This window comes from Massilia sp. CFBP9012 (assembly GCF_034045115.1).
Classification (GTDB): Bacteria; Pseudomonadota; Gammaproteobacteria; order Burkholderiales; family Burkholderiaceae_D; genus Telluria.
The window spans coordinates 164,484-182,329 of sequence record NZ_JAXCWM010000006.1; the positions used below are offsets into that span (position 1 = coordinate 164,484).

Sequence of the window (17,846 nt, forward strand, 5' to 3'; positions counted from 1 at the left end):
TCAGAGGGCGATGTAATGGTCCAGCAGCAGTGCCGCGAACAGCAGCGCCAGGTACATGATCGACCAGGCGAAGGACTTGCGGGCGATCTGGTCGCTATAGCGCTTGTGCACCAGCCAGCCGTAGCGCAGGAACACGGCGTTCAGCGCACAGGCGGCCACCAGGTACACGATCCCACTCATGCCCACCGCCCACGGCAGCGCGGTGCCGGCCGCCAGCGCCAGGCTGTAGCGCCACACCTGCAGGCCGGTATGCGCCATGCCGTGGGTAACGGGCAGCATCGGCAGGCCGGAGCGCGCGTAGTCGTCGCGGCGGTACATCGCCAGCGCCCAGAAGTGCGGCGGCGTCCACAAGAAAATGATCAGGACCAGCAACCAGGCTTCCATCGGCACCGCATTGGCGACCGCGGCCCAGCCCAGCGCCGGCGGCATGGCGCCGGCGAAGCCGCCGATCACGATGTTCTGCGAGGTATTTGGCTTGAGCAGCAGCGTGTAGATGAAGGCATAGCCGACGAAGGTCGCCAGGGTCAGCCACATCGTCAGCGGATTGACCCGGGTATACAGCAGCGCCGCACCGGCGCCACCCAGCACCAGCGAGAACACGACGGTTTGCAGCGGTCCCAGGCTGCCGCTGGCGGTCGCGCGGCGCGCGGTGCGCGCCATCCGGGCGTCGATCCGCGCTTCGAGCAGGCAATTGACTGCGAAAGCGGCGCCGGCCAGCAGCCAGATGCCCGCGCCGCTGTACAGCAGCACGCCCCAGCCGGGGAAGCCATCGCTGGCCAGCAGGCTGCCGATGACGGCGCAGAACACGGTCAGCATCGTGACGCGCGGCTTGGTCAGCGCCCAGTACTGCAAGCAGTAGGCGGCCAGGCCGGCAGCGGCGCCGTCGCCCGGGTCTGCCGTTTCCAAATCTATAACTTTAACGTTCGACATGATCGCTCGACCGCGGCGCGAAGATGGCGGTCCTTACCCAAAACCCGACATCCTAGAGGAAATCGCGGTGCACACATACGGGCAAAATGTCCCAGTTGCCGTATATGCTATGAAATTTGGGTTAATTAACCCACTTCTTCCGGCGCGACCGTGGCCGTATGCACCACACCGGCACACGTTTTACCGGCATTTGATGCATGAAAACCACATGCTGGACCATGAACAACGCGACGTAGGCAAGCAGCTCGCACAATTCCTCGAACGTCTGGGCGCTGGCAAGCACCCTGTCGAGATGACAAGACATATGGCCCTCGGCGCAGGTCGACCCCATGGCGGCGGCCAGCACGACCACCAGCTTCACCCAGGGCATGCGCCGGGCGAACGCGGCCCGCAGCGGCCCGTCGATCCGGTAGTAAACCGCACTGAGCACCAGTAGCGCCAGCAGCACGGCGGCGCCGGGCCTGGCCAGTGGCTGGAACCACAGCGCCATCGCCGCCGTGGTATCGGCGGCGGTGGAGCGGTCAGGCAGCCATGCCCTGCACCAGCTGAGCTCTCGCCCGGCCAGCAACAGCCAGACCGGCACGACCCACAGCGCCAGCATGGCGACGCGCGCCGGCCGGGTGCGCACATACATCAGCAGCGCCAGCGTGCTGCCGGCGCACAGCACGACCACCTGCAGGCTTTCCAGCAGGCCACCCTCGCGCGCCCAGGCCGCGGGCAACACCAGGCTGGCCGGATAGCAGGCGGCAAGCGCTGCCAGCAGCGCCCATTCGCCTTGCCCGCCCGGCAACCACGATGTACTTCGTCGCATATCCGCTCCAATCGCATGAGGCCGCGGTGCTCCTTGTCGGAAGACCTGTCGGCAATCTGGCGATTGTACGAAGCGGCATCACGCGCACGATTGGTTCACAGAGAACTCCTACCGATGGTTGTTGTTTTCACGTCAACGATCGCACTGTGGGATCGCGGTTTCAATGGCCGGCGTGGGCCGGCTTGGCGGCGCTGTTCAGGGCCTTCACGGGCGCCTGGATCTCGACCTGCTCGCGCTTGCCATCCTTGCCCTCGAAGACCAGGGTGAACGGCACGGTATCGCCCTCCTTCACCTGGGCTTTCAGGTTCATCATCATGATGTGATAGCCGCCCGGCTTCAGCTCCACCGTCTTGCCGGCCGGCAGGTCGACCGACTGCACCTGGCGCATGCGCATGACGTCGCCCTGCATCGCCATCTCGTGCACTTCGACGGTCGGCGTCAGCGGCGAGCTGGCCGACACGAACTTGCTGTCCTTGGCCGCATGCAGCTGCATGAAGGCGCCGGTCGCCTTCTGTTGGGGAACGGTGGCGCGCACCCAGGCGTCCTTGACGGTGACGTTGGCCTGGGCCTGGGCGGAACTAGCTACGGCCGCCAGCATGGCGGCAGCAACGACAGTGCGGATGAAATGGTTCATGGTGTTCTCCTTGATTTGAATTGGGATGACTCAAGCGGCATGCAGCAGCTTGCGCACGTCGGCAGCGTACTCGATCGCCGACTGGCTGTGCGAGAGTTTCAGGCGCAGCTTGCCCTTGGTGTCAAAGGCATAGGTGACCGAGGTATGGTCGATGGTGTAGGAATCGCCGGTGGGCACTTTCTGGTAGATGACCTTGAATTCCTTTGCGGTCTCGGCCAGGCGCTCCTGGTCACCGTACAGGGCGAGGAAAGTCGGATCGAAGGCGGCCGTATAGGCATTCAGGACCTCGGGCGTATCGCGCTCCGGGTCGACGCTGACGAACAGCACCTGCAGGCGGTCGCCGTCCGGTCCCAACAGGGTCTTGACTTCGGCCGCACGCGCCAGCGCGGTTGGGCACACGTCCGGGCATTGGGTAAAGCCAAAGAACACCAGCACGACCTTGTCCTTGAAGTCGGCCAGCGTGCGTTCCTGGCCGGTCGGATCCTTGAGACGGAAATCGCGGCCGAAATCGGCGCCGGTGATGTCGGTGCCGTTGAAACTGACCGAACTGCCCAAGCTGCAGCCGGCAAGCAGCCCCAGCGCGAGGGTCGTGCCGGACAGCACGAAGGCGCGCCGCGAGGTGATGCTTGAAACTCGTTGATTCATCTTGCTACTCCTGGATACTTCTGGATGAGCGCGCGATGTGCAGGCGCAAACCTCCATGGGCTACGCCGCGCTGCGCGCGTAAAGACTGCGCCGGCCTTGCAGCCGGTAGAACAAGGTCAGGAGTGTGCGGGCGGCCCGCGTGGCGGCAGCGGTGCGCCGACAGTGGCGGCGACGTGGAAGGCGGCAGGCACGTGCACCACGGCGGCGGCCGGCGGCGGCGGCGGAACGCACGGCGCCGCCAGCAGCGGCGGGACGGCGGCGGGCAGGCACAGTGGGCAATCGAGGGTATGCCCCTTGGCGTGCACGGCGGCGCCGTCGCGGTCGATGAGGACGACCTTGACGCCGCCCTCGGAACAGACCAGCGCCATCGCGACCGGCTGCACCATGGGGGCCGCACTGGCAGCGCCCAGGGTGAGGACGAACCAGGCCAGGACCAATCGGACCAGCATCGACGATGTGCGCAAGATGTGCATGACCTTCGATTATTGGTGATGACCTTCACTTCCGTCAACGCCAAAAGCTGCATCCAAAAGCTCTTCCATAGTGTAGATCATGACGCATGCCCTTGACAGGTATTGACGCGCCGGATATCTTAACGTTAAAAGTTGCCTTAGAGCAATTAACCCTTGGTACCAAGGGGGGAGGTACGAGAACTCGGCCACAGGCACGCGGAAATAGCACGGCCTGCGCAGTGCGGATGGCGGTTGCCGCCTGCGCAGGATCCCAATCAAAAATTGATGACCAAGGAGTATCAAATGAACTTACTGCCTCGCGGGCAGTCCTCAGGCCGCTACCGCATGCCCGGCCTGACGCTCGCGCTCACGATGTTGCTTGCCGGTTGCGGCGGTGGTGGAGATGGCGAATCGCCCATGTCTTCCATGCAAAGCGCCAGCAAGAGCCTGTTCAAGGCCTTTTCAGCAACGGCCGAGGGGCCGGAAATGCCCCTCACCCCGACCGGCGCCACCGCCACCTCGCGCGAGCGAGACGATCTCGACGCCAAATTCGCCATCGATGGCGACCGAAACACCCGTTGGGGCAGCAAGTTCACGAATGAAGAAGAACTCGTGCTCGAGTTCGCGGAAAGCGTGGTGATCACCCGTGTCCGCATCGACTGGGAGAACGCGCACGCCCGCAAATACGAGCTGCAGGTCTCCGAGGACGGCGACAGCTGGACCACGATCAAGACCGTGACCGACAGCCAGGGCGGCGTCGAAGACCTGAAAGGCTTCGCCGGCGAGGGTCGCTACCTGCGCGTGAAAGGCGCCGAGCGCGCCGGGCAGTATGGCTATTCGATCCTCGAGATCCAGGCCTTCACCGGCACGCCGCTTGACCCCGACGCGCCGACCGAGCCCGCTCCCGCACCCGAGGTCCCGGTCGACCTGAGCAAGCCTGGCGTGCCAATCAAGGCGGCAGGCGCGACCTCGTCACGCCCCGAGAACGGCGGCATGAGCGCCTCGATGGCGATCGACGGCAAGCCGAACACCCGCTGGGCCAGCCATCAGGCCGATGGCAACGGCGGCTGGATCCAGTTCGACTTCGCCGCCCCGACCCCTATTGGCTATATCAAGCTGAACTGGGAGAATTCCTACGCCAAGCAGTACAAGCTGCAGACGTCGAACGACAACGTCAACTGGACCGACCTGCGCATCGTCGACAAGGGCCAGGGCGGGGTCGAGGAGTTCTTCAACCTCAATATCGTCGCCAAGCATGTCCGCCTGCAAGGCCTGATGCGCGCGACGCAATACGGCTACTCGCTGTGGGAAGTCGAGTTCAAGACACCGGGCAGCGACAACACCATCCCCGAACAGCCAACCTCGGCGCAGGCATTCCCGGCCAGCGGCAATGGCTGGACGCCGTTGCCGGGCTCGAACGACGCCATCGAGTCGCTCCAGTTCACGCTGCCCGACGGCACCCTGGTGACGCGCTTCGGCGCCCGCGTCCAGGACCGCCATGGACGCGAACGCGGCGAGGAATGGAACGAGATCGGCTACGGCCCCAACAGGACGGTCGATCCCGCTACCGGCCAGCCGGTCAACCCGGCGCCCGGCCGCCACCTGACCTTCGTGCCGCAGTACCACCAGAACCGCACCTGGGGCGTCGAGGTCATCGACCGCAGCCGCGTGGCAAACAACACCCGTCCGGTCCTGATCGTCAACCAGTACACGCTGGTGGACTTCCTGCCGGGTGGTGTGGCGTTCTTCCGCGCCTTCGACCGGCCGGGCGACACCGGCTTCGGCTGGATGAATCCGGGCCAGCTGATCAACGACAAGGTCGCGATCTGCCCGCCGACGCCGTATCCACGCAACAACACGCTGTACAACGCGAACCTGGCCAATGGCGACTGCGCCCTGCAGCACTGGACCTATCCGGGCCACGCCGAGCTGAACTCCGACGGCTTCCCGAACGGCCGCAGCGTTCCGGCCCGTCCGCTTGTCGCCGGCGACGTGGTCGAGATCTCGCCCTCGATGTTCTCGACCACTGCGGCGATGCAGGCCAAGGGCGACTCCGGCGGCATCCGCTACTACTCGAACGAGTGGACCTATGTGGTCGGCCAGGGTCTGCGTCCATGGTATGGCGTGCAGCCACGCCTGATGAACGCACCGCTGCCCTTCGACACCCTGTCGGGCGGCATCGGCTCTGTGTCCTATAACTACAGCGACAACGGCAGTTTCATGTTCCAGCAGCCGCATAACAATACCGGCATGCAGAACATGCAGCGCTTCGTCGAGGGACGCCGCCTGGTGCACACCAACTTCACCACGGGCAAGCACAACGAGCCGGGCAACGATCCGCATCCGAACGTGGTCGGACTCCAGGGCCAGCGTTTCAGCCAGTCGGCCTGTATCGCCTGCCATACCAATAACGGCCGCAGCGCTGCACCGGAAGTCGGTCGCCGCCTGGACACCATGGCTGTGCGCGTCGCAAAAACGGCGGCGGACGGCACCCAGCTGCCGCACCCGACTTACGGGACGACGGTGCAGATGAACGCCTCCACCGCGGCCGGCACGCCCCAGAACTGGGGCGGCGTGCGCGTGAAGGAGTTCGAAACGCGCACCGTCAAGCTGGCCGACGGCACCGACGTGCAGTTGCGCAAGCCGGTACTGGTGTTCGACGGTCCGACCCCGGACACGGTGTCGCTGCGCGCCGCCCAGCCGATGATCGGCACCGGCCTGCTCGAAGCGGTGCCCGAGGCCGACATCCTGGCGCGCGTGCGCAGCGTGCCTGACCAGGACGGCGTCAAGGGCGTGGCCAACTTCGTGTTCGATCCCGAGACCGGTGCGGTGCACATTGGCCGCTTCGGCTGGAAGGCGTCGAAGGCGACGCTGCGTCACCAGACTGCCAGCGCGCTGCTGCAGGACATGGCAGTGACCTCGCCGGTCTATCCGAACCGCAGCTGCGACAGCAACCCGGCTGGCTGCGCCTCGGCGCCGAAGCAGCGCGGCATCTCGGAAGCCGACCTGCAGCAGCTCTCGAACTACCTGGCCCTGCTGGCCGTGCCTGCACAGCGCAGCCTGCCGAGCGGCTTCCCTAAAGGCGTGTCGGCCATCGAGGAGCTGGACGTCGACAGCCGCCAGGTCGCCGCCGGCGCCAAGCTGTTCGAGGCGATGCGCTGCGTGGCCTGCCACACCGCGTCGATGAAGACCGGCGCGAACCACCTGTTCGCGGAACTGCGCGACCAGACGATCCGTCCTTACACCGACCTGCTGCTGCACGATATGGGTTCCGGCCTCGCCGACGACTACCAGGAAGGCCAGGCCAGCGGCCGCATGTGGCGCACGCCGGCGCTGTGGGGCCTGGGCTACACCGAAAAGGTGCTGGACCGCGAAGGCAGCGTCGGCTACCTGCACGACGGCCGCGCGCGCAACCTGACCGAAGCGATCATGTGGCACGACGGCGAAGCCGCCGCGGCCCGCAACCGCTTCGCGAAGCTGGCGAAAGCCCAGCGCGACGAGCTGCTGGCTTTCCTGCGCTCGCTGTAAGCTGAACGCCGCAAGGCTAAGCTGAAAGGCGCCGGGAGCGATCCCGGCGCCATTTTTCATCTCATCGCCAGGGTTGACTCGATATATGAAACGTATACAATAAATATACGAATCATATAGGAGCAATATCATGGGCATTGTCAACATCGAAGACGACCTGCACGACCAGGTCCGCCTCGCCACCAAGGTTTCCTGCCGCTCGATCAACGCGCAAGCCGCGTTCTGGATCAAGATCGGCATGCTGTGCGAGACCAATCCCACCCTCAGCTTCAACGAGATCGTGCAGCGCGAGCTGGCCGCCGCCGGCGTCTCGGCGCCGCCCCTGACCCTGAGCGCGGCATGACCAAGCAACCGCATGAACTGGCGCTGATGGCCGAGTCGGGCCGCCTGCTGGCATCCGTGTTCGGGATGCTCGACCAGCTGTCCCTGGCCGGCATGACGACCCTCGAGGTGGACACGTTCGTCGAACGCTTCATCGTGGACCATCTCGGCGCACGGCCGGCCAGCAAGGGCCAGTACGACTACGGTTTCGTGCTCAACTCGTCGATCAACCACGTGGTCTGCCACGGCGTGCCGTCGACGATCGACATCCTGAAGGACGGCGACATCGTGAACTTCGACATCACGCTCGAAAAGAACGGCTATATCGCCGACTCCAGCAAGACCTATCTGGTCGGCGACGTCGACCTGGCCGCGCGCCGCCTGGTCCAGACGACTTACGAGGCGATGTGGAAAGGCATCCGCGCGGTGCGGCCCGGCGCCACCCTGGGCGACGTCGGCCATGCGATCGAGCGCCACGCCAAGCGCAATGGCTGTTCGGTGGTGCGCGAGTATTGCGGCCACGGCATCGGCCGCGAGATGCACGAGGAACCGCAGGTGCTGCACTTCGGGTCGAAAGGCGCGGGCCTCAAGCTGCGCGAGGGCATGGTGTTCACCATCGAGCCCATGCTCAACCGGGGCGGACGCAGCGTGCGCACCGAGGACGATGGCTGGACTGTCGTGACGCGCGACGGGTCATTATCGGCCCAGTTCGAGCATACGGTCGCGGTGACGGCGAGCGGCGTGGAGGTACTTACCCTGCGTCCGGAAGAGCGGGCAATGGTCGCCGCCTAGAACACCAGCATGCGCCAGCCCGGCGCGCTGCCCTGCTCGACAAAGGACACCATGCCTTCGACACCGGCGCAGTGCGGCGCGAGCGCCGGACGGTCGGCGCCGCTGGCATGCAGCGCCTGGGTGCAGGCGCGGATCTCCACGCCCAGATCAGCGCTCGCCTCCAGGTGACGTGAGATCGGCCACTGCTCGGCGCCGAAGCCGGTCAGGCGCGTCGCATTCTCAGCCAGCAGCCACAGCACCGACTGGCTGGAAAACAGCATCTTGACCCGCATATCGAGCGCCGCCGCAGCTTGGGCGGTCATGAAGGGCGTGGCGAGCAGTTCGGGACGCGACAGGTCGCAGGACCAGACCAGGATGGCCAGCCCGCGCGCTGCCGTGTTCACGGCTTGATCCAGTCGTCGCTCGGCTCGAGCCGCATGCGGTGCTCGGCCTGTTCGGCCAGGGTGGCGCCATGTGCCAGCCTGGCACGGTCGCGCTCCCAGTCGCTGGCCTGGATCACACAGATCCAGCCCTTGCCATACGGGTCCTGGTTGATGAGTTCGGGCTTGTCTTCGAGCAGTTCGTTGATCTCTACCACGGTGCCGGAGACCGGCGTCTTGATCGTCACCACGGTCTTGCTCAGCTCGACCACACCCATGGTCTTGCCCTGCTCGAGCTCGGTGCCGACCGACTTCGGCCGGCACATATAGAAATAATTACCGCTGATCTTGACGCCGAAGGCGCTGACGCCGACCTGCATGCGGCCTTCGCCCAGGTCGCGGCACCACATATCGTTCTCGAGGTCGAAGTAGCAGTCGTCCGGATAGTCGAAGCCGAGGATGAGCATGGTAGCGAGGAAGAGAAAATCATGGCGGAAGGATGCGGGAGTCGAACCCACCCGGCGACGCATGGCGCCACCAACTGGGTTTGAAGCCCAGCCGCCCCACCAGGGACGATTTCCTTCCGAAGAGCCCGCATTTTACCGCGTGCGGGCAATTCAATCCAGTGGCGGGCTGGAACGACGCTCGAGGATCTGCAGTTTGCCGAGCACGCTCGCCACCTTGGTCGTGATGACGTCGATCGCCGGGCCATTTGCGCCGTGCGGCAGGATCATGTCGGCGCTGCGCCTGGTCGGTTCGATGAATTGCTTGTGCATCGGACGCACCGTGTCCATGTACTGGCCGACGATGCTGTCCAGCGAACGGCCGCGTTCGGCGACGTCGCGCTGCAGCCGGCGGATGAAGCGCACGTCGGGCGCGGTGTCGACGAAGATCTTCAGCGACATCATGTCGCGCAGGTCGGCATCGTACAGGGCGAACAGGCCCTCGATCACGATCACCGGGGCCGGTTTGACGGGAATGGTCTGGTCGGTACGGTTGGACACGGTGAAGTCGTAGATCGGCATCGCGATCGATTCGCCGTTGCGCAAGGCGCGCACATGCTCGACCAGCAGCGGCCAGTCGAAGGCATGCGGGTGATCGTAGTTCTGTTCGCGCCGCTCTTCCATGGTGAGATGGGTCTGGTCGCGATAGTAGTCGTCCTGCATGACGACGGAAACGAGATCGGTGCCGAACGACGACAGCACTTGCTGCGTCACCGTCGATTTGCCACTGCCGCTGCCGCCGGCCACGCCAATGACAAAGGGTACAAAGGGTTGCGAAGGATTCTGATTCATCCCGCCATGATACCGGAGCGGCGTGGGTTTCGACAGGGGCGACGGGCTGCATGCATCGGCATGTCATTACATCGTCATGCACATCGCTTACCTTGGCGAAGTTGCAAACAATATCGGCACAACAACATAACGCGGCAATTGTTGTTGCCCAATCGCAAACACCTATTCCCGGATAGATCTCATGACTTCACGCCGCACATTCCTGAGCAGCAGTGCCCGCGCCGGCATCGCCGCCGCCACCTACGCCGCCTTCCCGCCCGCCATCCAGCGCGCGCTCGCCATCCCCGCCAACAATGCCACCGGCACCATCCGCGACGTCGAGCACGTGGTGATCCTGATGCAGGAGAACCGCGCCTTCGACCACTATTTCGGCACCCTGGCCGGCGTACGCGGCTTCGGCGACCGCTTCCCGATCCCCCTGCCCGAAGGCCGCAACGTGTGGCAGCAGCGCATGGGCAACGGCAACCTGATGATGCCGTTCCACCTCGACGGCAGCAAGGGCAATGCCCAACGCGCCAACGGCACGCCGCACGATTGGCTCGACAGCCAGCTGGCCTGGGACAACGGCCGCATGGACCAGTGGCCGCGCTACAAGAACCCGATCTCGATGGGTTACTTCAAGGACAGCGAAATCCCGTTCGCCTTCGCGCTGGCCAATGCCTTTACCCTGTGCGATGCCTACCACTGCTCCATGCACACCGGGACCGACGCCAACCGCTCGTTCTTCCTGACCGGCACCAACGGCGCCGTACCCACCGGCACCGCCTTCGTCACCAATGAATGGGATGCGATCGATGGCGTCGCCGCCGGCGTCAACACCGGCTACACCTGGACCACCTATGCCGAACGCCTGGAGGCTGCCGGCGTCAGCTGGATCAGCTACCAGAACATGCCCGACGAGTGGGGCGACAATATGCTGGGCGCCTTCCGCCAGTTCAGGCGCGCCAATATCGCCTCGGGCTATCCGGTCTCCAGCGGCGGCGCACCTAGCCAGCCCTACACCAATACTGGCCAGCCGCTGCCCTACAAGGCCTATGACGCGGCGACCGACAACGCCAACAATCCGCTCTACAAGGGCATCGCCAACACCCTGCCCGGCACCCGGCCTGAACAGTACCTGGACGCCTTCAAGCGCGACATCCGCGAAGGCAAGCTGCCGCAGGTAGCATGGATGAACGCGCCGTCGATCTACTGCGAGCATCCCGGCCCATCGAGCCCGGTGCAGGGCTCCTGGTTCCTGCAAGAGGTGCTGGACGCCCTCACCGCCAACCCCGAGGTCTGGAGCAAGACGGTCCTGATCGTCAACTTCGACGAGAACGACGGCTACTTCGACCACGTGCCCTCCCCCTCGGCGCCCTCGCCCGACGGCAAGGGCGGCTACGCCGGCAAGACCACGCTGGCGGCCGGCGACCTGACGCACGAGTACTACACGCATTCGCGCCCTCCCGGCAGCAACAAGCAGCCGGCGCCGGACGGCCGGGTGTACGGCCCTGGCCCGCGCGTGCCGATGTATGTGATCTCGCCCTGGAGCCGTGGCGGCTGGGTCAACTCGCAGGTGTTCGACCACACCTCGGTGCTGCGCTTCCTGGAAGCGCGCTTCGGTGTCAAGGAGCCGAATATCAGCCCGTTCCGCCGCGCGGTGTGCGGCGACCTGACCAGCGCCTTCAACTTCGTGTCGCCCAACGATGAAGCGCTGCCGGTGCTCACCGGCCGCAAGAGCAAGGGCGAGGCCGATGCCCTGCGCGCCGCGCAGCAGCGCCTGCCGCAGGTGCCAGCGCCGGCCACGCCGCAGATGCCCGTGCAGGCCGCGGGCACCCGGCCGTAGCGCGCGCTGCCGTATGAACTTGCGACCACCTTCGAAATCCAGCCCGGCGCCACGATGGCCGCGGCGCGGGTGGCGCTGACCTTCATCAACAGCGGCCGCCAGGGCGCCGTGTTCCACGTCTACGACCGCAAGAACCTGGCCGCCATCCCGCGCCGCTACACGGTCGAAGCGGGCAAGTCGCTGGCGGACGTCTGGACGCCCGCCGTTGGCGGCGCCTACGACCTGTGGGTGCTGGGACCGAACGGCTATCACCGCCATTACACCGGCAGCGCGCTGCGCGCCGTGGCGGCGGGCCAGCCGCGGCCCGAGGTCCAGGTGCGCTGCGACGCCGCTACCGGCGAACTGGTGCTGCGCCTGGTGAACACCGGCGCGGCGCCATGCACCTTCGTCCTGGGCGCCAACGCGTATGCACAGCTTCGACAGCAGCACACGCTGGCGCCGCGCACCGAACTGACCGTGCGCATTCCCGTGGCGGGCAACGATTACTGGTACGACTTCAGCGCCACGGTATCCGGCCAACCCGACTATCTGCGCCGCTTCGCCGGCCGCGTCGAGACCGGCCGCCACACGGTCAGCGACCCGGCGCTGGGCCGCGCCTGAACACACTATTGAAAGGAATTCTCATGCAATCGATCATTCGCAACTTCGCGCTCGCCGCCGCCATCGCGCTGTGCGCCCCCTTCGCCTCGGCCGCCGTGCTGAACTTCGACGACATCGTCGGTCCCGACGGCTTCGCCGCCGTGCCCGGCAACTACGGTGGCCTGGACTGGTCGGCGTCAGGCCTGAACGTGTTCACTGCGCACGGCAAGCCCTTCACGCCACATTCGGGCCTGGGCCAGGTGACGACCGACTGGATCGACGGTGGGCCGATCGCGAGCACCATCCGCTTCCTGGCGCCGACGGTGTTCAACGGCGCGTGGTTCTCGGGGTATGAGGACAGCAGCGTGCGCTTCGACCTCTACTTCGGTGGCCAGCTGGTTGCCAGCTCGGCGGCACTGCAGCTATCGAGCACGTCGGCCTTCCTCGACGCCGGCTGGAATGGCGCGATCGATTCGGTGATCGTGCGCACCGGCGCTCAGGGTTCCTACGCGATGGACGACTTCACTTTCGTGGATGCCACACAGGTGCCGGAACCGGGCATGCCGGCCCTGCTGCTGGCCGGCGTAGGCGGCCTGCTAGTCCTTCGGCGGAAACAGCAAGGTCCCCGGCCGTAACAGGTGCACGTCGCCGACCCGGCGCAAGAAACCGATCCGGTCGAAGAACTCCAGGATCTGGATCGCACGCTTGCGGCCCAGGCCCGTCTCGTCGCGGAAACGCGCCGCCGTGACCTGGCCCTGGGCATCCTCGTGCGCCAGGCGGCGCACCAGGTCGGCGGCCTCCTGCATCACGGCCGGGTGGTAGAACAGGTCTTTCACGATCTGATAGACGTCGCCGCCGCGCGCCATGCGGCCCAGCACCTGGCGCACCTGTACTTCGGGCAGGCGCGCGGTCTGGGCGATATCGCGCACCCACGGCGGATCGAAGCGGCCGTCCAGCAGCTTCGGCAGAGCATGTTCCGCCACCACCTGCTCGGCCGCACGCAAGGCCACGCCGTGCTCCGGCAGGTGCAGGAAGCCGTTGCGGCGATTGATGCTGCCGGCCGCGATCATGTGTTCGGTCAGCTGCAGCCACAGCGCCTCCGGCATGCGCGGCGCGGCCAGGCGGCGCGCGCGCAGCAGGTCGGGGCCGATCTCGTCCGGGTATTTCGCATGAAAGTCGCCCAGCACGCGCAGCAGGCCGGCCTCGTTCTCCTGCAGCCGTGCGCGTGAAACAATCCATTCGCCGCCGCCGCCGACCACGATATCCGGCACGCTCGCCAGGTCGAATGGCCTCGCCGCCAGCCCTGAGCTACGCAGCCAGGTCGCACCGTTGACGCCATACGGCGCCTGCACCAGCGCACCCAGCAGACGGGTCATTGGATCGTCGGCGCGCTGGGTTTCCAGATAGGCCAGGCGTTCCGGCGTCTGGCGGTAGCGCGCCAAGCCCAGCGGATCGAGCACCGCCCCGCCGGCGACGGTGCGGATCGCCGAGGCGTCGCGCAGAATAAAACGGTCGCCGTGCCAGACGTTGGCCGGCTTGTGGAGCACCAGCTGCGCCGGCGCCGCGCCGCCCGGCGCGATCGATGGCTGGCCCAATACCGCCACGGTGGCCAGGCAATCCTGGGTCGCCGCGTGCAGATGCACCAGGGTGCCCGAACGCAGCGCGCGCTCCTCGGTGGCCGCTACCTGCAGCCAGACGTCGATGCGCTGTGTCGTGAGCGCGATGGCCGGGTCGCACAGCACCTGGCCACGCAGCTCGTCGCTGCGTTCCAGGCCGGCCAGGCCGACGGCGCAGCGCTGGCCCGCATGCGCCTCTTGCGCGGCGCGGCTATGCACCTGCAGGCTGCGCACCCGGTATTGCTTGTCCGGCGTGGTGGCCAGCGACAAGCCGTCGCCGATGGCGACCTTGCCAGCCGAGACGCTGCCCGCGACCACGGTGCCCACGCCGTCCAGGGTAAACGCGCGGTCCAGGCCCATGCGAAAGCCCGCGCCGGGAACGCCGTCGCCAGGCGCCGTATGCAGCGCGTCCACCAGCAGTGCGCGCAAGGCATCGATGCCGTCGCCGCGGATGCTCGACACCTGCAGCACCGGGTAATCTTCGAGGCCGGCGCTGGCCAAGAGGCCGGCGACCGCCGCCTCGGTCGCGCGCAGGCGCTCGGCATCGACGCGGTCGATCTTGGTGATCACGGCCGCGCCGCGCCGTACGCCCAGCAGGGACAAGATGGTTGCATGCTCGATCGTCTGCGGCATCGGGCCGTCGTCGGCCGCGATCAGCAGCAGACCGAAATCGATGCCGCTGGCGCCCGCCACCATCGTGCGCACCAGTTTTTCGTGGCCCGGCACGTCGACGAAGCCGATGCGGCCGCCATCCTCGAGCGGCATCCAGGCGTAGCCCAGCTCGATCGTGATGCCACGCTTTTTTTCTTCCGGCAGGCGGTCGGCGTCGATGCCGGTGAGCGCGCGCACCAGCGCGGTCTTGCCGTGGTCAATATGTCCGGCAGTGCCGACGATCATGTGAAATCCTTTACTTTCTTATGCTTCGACCAGCGCCGCGCGCAGTGCGCCCAGTTGCCCCAGCAGCTCAGCCGGGTCGTCGATGCAGCGGCAGTCGAGCAGCAGGCGGTCGTCGGCGATGCGGCCGATCACCGGCAACGGCAACTCGCGCAGCGCTTCGGCCAGGGCGTCCAGCGCCGTGCCCATGCCGCGCTTGCCGGCCAGGTTCGGCGCGATCGCCAGCCCGCTCGACGGCAGGCGGTCGATCGGCAGCGAACCGGAACCGATCTGGCTCACCATCGTCTCCAGCGTCACCGTATAGCGCGGCGCCAGCGCCTCGCGCAGCGGCGTCAGGATGGCGTTCGCGGTCGCGCCCACCTGCTCTTGCGTGCGCGTCAGCCAGCGCAGGGTCGGCAGTTCGCGCAGCAGCAGCTCGGGTTGCAGGTAGAGCCGCAGGGTCGCTTCCAGCGCCGCCAGCGGCAGTTTCGACAGGCGCAGCGCGCGCTTCATCGGAAATTTGCGGATGCGCGTGACGAATTCCTTCGAGCCGACGATCAGGCCGGCCTGTGGCCCACCCAGCAGCTTGTCGCCCGAGAAGGTAACCACGTCGCAGCCCGCCGCCAGCATCTGCTGCGGCGTCGGTTCCTGCGGCAGGCCGTACTTGCCCATGTCGATCAGCGAACCGCTACCCAGGTCGCTGACCAGGGCCACGTTGCGGGCGCGCGCCAATGGCGCCAGTTCGGCTTCGGACACCGAACTGGTAAAGCCCTGCACCGCGTAATTGCTGGTGTGGACCTTTATCAAGAGCGCGGTGCGCTCGTTGATCGCGCGTTCGTAGTCCGCCAGGTGGGTGCGGTTGGTGGTGCCGACTTCGACCATGTGGGCGCCGGCGCTGGCCATCACGTCGGGCATGCGGAAAGCGCCGCCGATTTCCACCAGTTCGCCGCGCGAGACGATCGCCTCGCGCCCGCCGCCCAGGGCGGCCAGCGACAGCAGCACGGCGGCGGCATTGTTGTTGACCACGGTCGCCGCCTCGGCGCCGGTGATCTCGCACAGCAGGCCTTCGACGATGCTGTCGCGATCGCCGCGCGAGCCGCTGGCCAGATCGTATTCGAGGTTGTTCGGGCCGGCCATCATCGCGACCAGGTGGTCGATTGCCGCTTGCGGCAGGACGGCGCGTCCGAGATTGGTATGGATGACCGTACCGGTCAGGTTGATCACGCGGCGCATCTTCGGCGCCAGGCGTTCGGCAATGCGCCCGGCCAGCATCTGGCCGAGCGCCTCCGGCCGCAGCGCGCTCGCGGAGAGCACGCCGGCCAGGGCCTGCGCGCGCAGGCTATCGACCTGCGCGCGCGCTTCCGCCGCGACCAAGGCATGGCCGTGAGCGGAAACCTGCGCCTGCACGGATGGCAGGCGCAGCAGTTTATCGATCGAAGGCAGATCCTTGACTGTCGCCTTCGAGCCGTGGACCACGGACTCGTCAAGCGACATGGTCAATGACTCCCTGGTTGATCGTTTTCCGGAGCGTCGTCCTCGCCGCCCGTGAGCAGCAGCAGGTTGACGCCATGTGGCTGGAAGCCCGCCTCCGACACCAGGATGTCCAGTGTCAGGGTCGCCACGTCGTCGGCCACCGGATCGACGTGGAGATCTCTCTCCATGCGCACGATCTTGAGGTAGTGGCCGCACTCGTCGCAGGTTTCGGCCTGCACCGATGCCTGCGCAGTATCTTCCTGCGCGCCATCGGTGGCCACCGCCTGCAGCGAATGGTAGTGGATGCCCTTGGTGCTCTGGCAGTGGCTGCACTTGACCCGCACCATATGCCACTGCGTCGAGCACAGTGCGCAATTGAGGTAGCGGAAGTGGCTACCACCGGCATCCAGGCGCGTCACCGACGAGGTCGGCAAGCTGCCGCAGCATGGGCACAAGGTCACGTCGAGCGTGCGCCCGAACGGTTCCTGGCGCGCCGCGCCGTGGGCTTTCTGGATTTCCAGCACCATATGGGTCCAGTAGACCTGCAGGCCGGCCGCCACCAGTGGCGCCGCACTCATGTCCAGGCCGGCTGCGCCTTGCAGCAGCAGTTCGGCTTGTCCCTCGAGATGGTCGTCACCGGCGGCCAGCAAGGCCTGCACGGCCGCCTGGGCCGGGCTGCCCGCCAGGCGCGGGACCAGCAGCTCCAGCATGCGGCGCATGGCCCCACGCCAGGCCGGGTCACGCGGCCACAGCGGCGCCGGCAGCGGCGCCTGGGCGGCGCGGCCGGCGGCCAGCAAGTCGTCGTCGCTGGGCAGCGCAACTTCGGGATAGTCCTGCAGGACTTCATGCTGGACGTGCGCCAGTTCGGCGGCGAACAGCATGAAGTCGCGCATCGCATGCCCTGCCGCCAGCTGACGCAGGCGGGTTTCACGGGTGGCGAAGAGCTCCGCCCGCACCGGGAGGTGCAGGTAGGGCATCTGCTGCCCGGACCGGACCGCGATTTCTTCCGGGCTGAGCAGCGGTGTTGCTTTGGTAACACTCATAGAGCAGTGATGTCCTTAACGTTTCGTGCGCGTGGCGTTGTCTCGCGTATTTTGCGTGACTTCCTTATACCACAGCGGATGGTGCGACTTCGCCCAGTCCTCATGCACGGTGCCACGGGTCATGGCGCGGAACGAGCCCTTGACCCAGATGGCGGCGTACACGTGGACGATCACGCTGAGCACCAGCGCCAGGGCCGCCACCGCATGCACCAGCATGGCGACACGGCGCAGCGGAATCGGGAAGAAGTCCGCAAACCATGGCTGCCAGAACATGAAGCCGGTGATCAGCAGCAGCACGAGGCTGATGGCGAACACCCAGAACACGCCCTTCTGGCCGGCGTTGTACTTGTGCACCGGCGGCATGTCGTGCTCGTCGCCGGTGGTCACCATTTTCGGCGCCTTCTTGACCCATTCCGTATCGGCACGGGTCCAGAAGTTGTCGCGTACCACGGCAAAGAACAGGAACACGAAGCCCAGCACCATCATCAGCCCGAAGAACGGGTGCAGCACACGGGTCCAGTAGCCCCCGCCGAAGAAGACGCTGAAGAAGTACATCGAAGGATGGAACAATGCCAGCCCGGTCAGACCCGCGCAGATGAACAGCAGGGCCACGGCCCAGTGGTTCATCCGCGTGCGGTCGCGATAGCGAGTGATAAACATGTTCTTCTCC

The 17,846-nt window shown here is 66.3% G+C and carries 16 protein-coding genes, 1 tRNA gene and 1 pseudogene; 5 read left to right on the forward strand and 13 right to left on the reverse strand.

Going from position 1 to position 17,846, the window contains the following annotated elements; genetic code table 11:
* The 5 genes from cyoE to SOM61_RS11735 form a co-directional block, all read right to left on the reverse strand.
* On the reverse strand, positions 1-930 hold the full coding sequence (cyoE, locus tag SOM61_RS11715; protein WP_320474262.1) for a heme o synthase: 930 nt from the start codon (positions 928-930) through the stop codon (positions 1-3).
* 121 nt (positions 931-1,051) lie between these two features.
* Entirely contained in the window at positions 1,052-1,741 is a 690-nt protein-coding gene (locus SOM61_RS11720) for a hypothetical protein (protein ID WP_320474263.1), read from the reverse strand.
* A 160-nt stretch (positions 1,742-1,901) separates the two neighbouring features.
* Entirely contained in the window at positions 1,902-2,375 is a 474-nt protein-coding gene (locus SOM61_RS11725) for a copper chaperone PCu(A)C (protein WP_414674972.1), read from the reverse strand.
* Between the two features lie 30 nt (positions 2,376-2,405).
* Positions 2,406-3,020, reverse strand: coding sequence for an SCO family protein (locus SOM61_RS11730; protein ID WP_320474264.1), 615 nt, complete (start codon positions 3,018-3,020; stop codon positions 2,406-2,408).
* 116 nt (positions 3,021-3,136) lie between these two features.
* The gene (locus tag SOM61_RS11735) at positions 3,137-3,469 is read right to left on the reverse strand and encodes a DUF2946 family protein (RefSeq protein WP_414674973.1); all 333 of its coding nucleotides are present in this window, start codon (positions 3,467-3,469) and stop codon (positions 3,137-3,139) included.
* 306 nt (positions 3,470-3,775) lie between these two features.
* Between SOM61_RS11735 and SOM61_RS11740 the strand changes: the two genes are divergently transcribed.
* From SOM61_RS11740 to map, 3 genes are all read left to right on the forward strand, one after another.
* Complete coding sequence (locus SOM61_RS11740; protein WP_320474266.1) at positions 3,776-7,000, forward strand: di-heme oxidoredictase family protein; 3,225 nt, start codon at positions 3,776-3,778, stop codon at positions 6,998-7,000.
* A gap of 130 nt (positions 7,001-7,130) precedes the next feature.
* Positions 7,131-7,343 carry a ParD-like family protein gene (locus SOM61_RS11745; protein ID WP_123068662.1) on the forward strand — a complete coding sequence of 71 codons (213 nt, stop codon included), beginning with the start codon at positions 7,131-7,133 and terminating at the stop codon, positions 7,341-7,343.
* Positions 7,340-8,113: a type I methionyl aminopeptidase gene (gene map, locus SOM61_RS11750; protein ID WP_320474267.1), complete on the forward strand. Its 774-nt coding sequence runs from the start codon at positions 7,340-7,342 to the stop codon at positions 8,111-8,113. The genes SOM61_RS11745 and map overlap by 4 nt, the downstream gene beginning before the upstream one ends.
* Here map and SOM61_RS11755 read toward each other — a convergent pair.
* The 4 genes from SOM61_RS11755 to udk form a co-directional block, all read right to left on the reverse strand.
* Positions 8,110-8,496: a DsrE family protein gene (locus SOM61_RS11755; RefSeq protein ID WP_320474268.1), complete on the reverse strand. Its 387-nt coding sequence runs from the start codon at positions 8,494-8,496 to the stop codon at positions 8,110-8,112. The genes map and SOM61_RS11755 overlap by 4 nt on opposite strands.
* Positions 8,493-8,939, reverse strand: a complete 447-nt coding sequence (locus SOM61_RS11760) for a glycine cleavage system protein H (RefSeq protein ID WP_320474269.1) — start codon at positions 8,937-8,939, stop codon at positions 8,493-8,495. Before SOM61_RS11760 ends, SOM61_RS11755 begins: the two co-directional genes overlap by 4 nt.
* Before the next feature lie 22 nt (positions 8,940-8,961).
* A tRNA-Sec gene (locus SOM61_RS11765) sits at positions 8,962-9,057 on the reverse strand.
* 32 nt (positions 9,058-9,089) lie between these two features.
* Positions 9,090-9,767 (reverse strand): uridine kinase, encoded by a 678-nt coding sequence (gene udk / locus SOM61_RS11770; protein ID WP_320474270.1) that lies wholly within the window; start codon positions 9,765-9,767, stop codon positions 9,090-9,092.
* A 181-nt stretch (positions 9,768-9,948) separates the two neighbouring features.
* Here udk and SOM61_RS11775 point away from each other — a divergent pair.
* A pseudogene (locus SOM61_RS11775) lies at positions 9,949-12,192 on the forward strand (phosphocholine-specific phospholipase C).
* Positions 12,193-12,215: 23 nt separating this feature from the next.
* Entirely contained in the window at positions 12,216-12,806 is a 591-nt protein-coding gene (locus tag SOM61_RS11780) for a PEP-CTERM sorting domain-containing protein (protein WP_320474271.1), read from the forward strand.
* Here SOM61_RS11780 and selB read toward each other — a convergent pair.
* From selB to SOM61_RS11800, 4 genes are read right to left on the reverse strand one after another with little or no spacing between them, the layout of a single operon-like run.
* Complete coding sequence (gene selB, locus SOM61_RS11785; protein WP_320474272.1) at positions 12,768-14,684, reverse strand: selenocysteine-specific translation elongation factor; 1,917 nt, start codon at positions 14,682-14,684, stop codon at positions 12,768-12,770. The two genes, SOM61_RS11780 and selB, sit on opposite strands and share 39 nt — an antisense overlap.
* Positions 14,685-14,702: 18 nt before the next feature.
* Entirely contained in the window at positions 14,703-16,154 is a 1,452-nt protein-coding gene (selA, locus tag SOM61_RS11790) for an L-seryl-tRNA(Sec) selenium transferase (protein WP_320474273.1), read from the reverse strand.
* A 2-nt stretch (positions 16,155-16,156) separates the two neighbouring features.
* Positions 16,157-17,176 (reverse strand): formate dehydrogenase accessory protein FdhE, encoded by a 1,020-nt coding sequence (fdhE, locus tag SOM61_RS11795; protein WP_320474274.1) that lies wholly within the window; start codon positions 17,174-17,176, stop codon positions 16,157-16,159.
* 15 nt (positions 17,177-17,191) lie between these two features.
* The gene (locus SOM61_RS11800; protein ID WP_320474275.1) at positions 17,192-17,836 is read right to left on the reverse strand and encodes a formate dehydrogenase subunit gamma; all 645 of its coding nucleotides are present in this window, start codon (positions 17,834-17,836) and stop codon (positions 17,192-17,194) included.
* Positions 17,837-17,846: the final 10 nt, after the last annotated feature.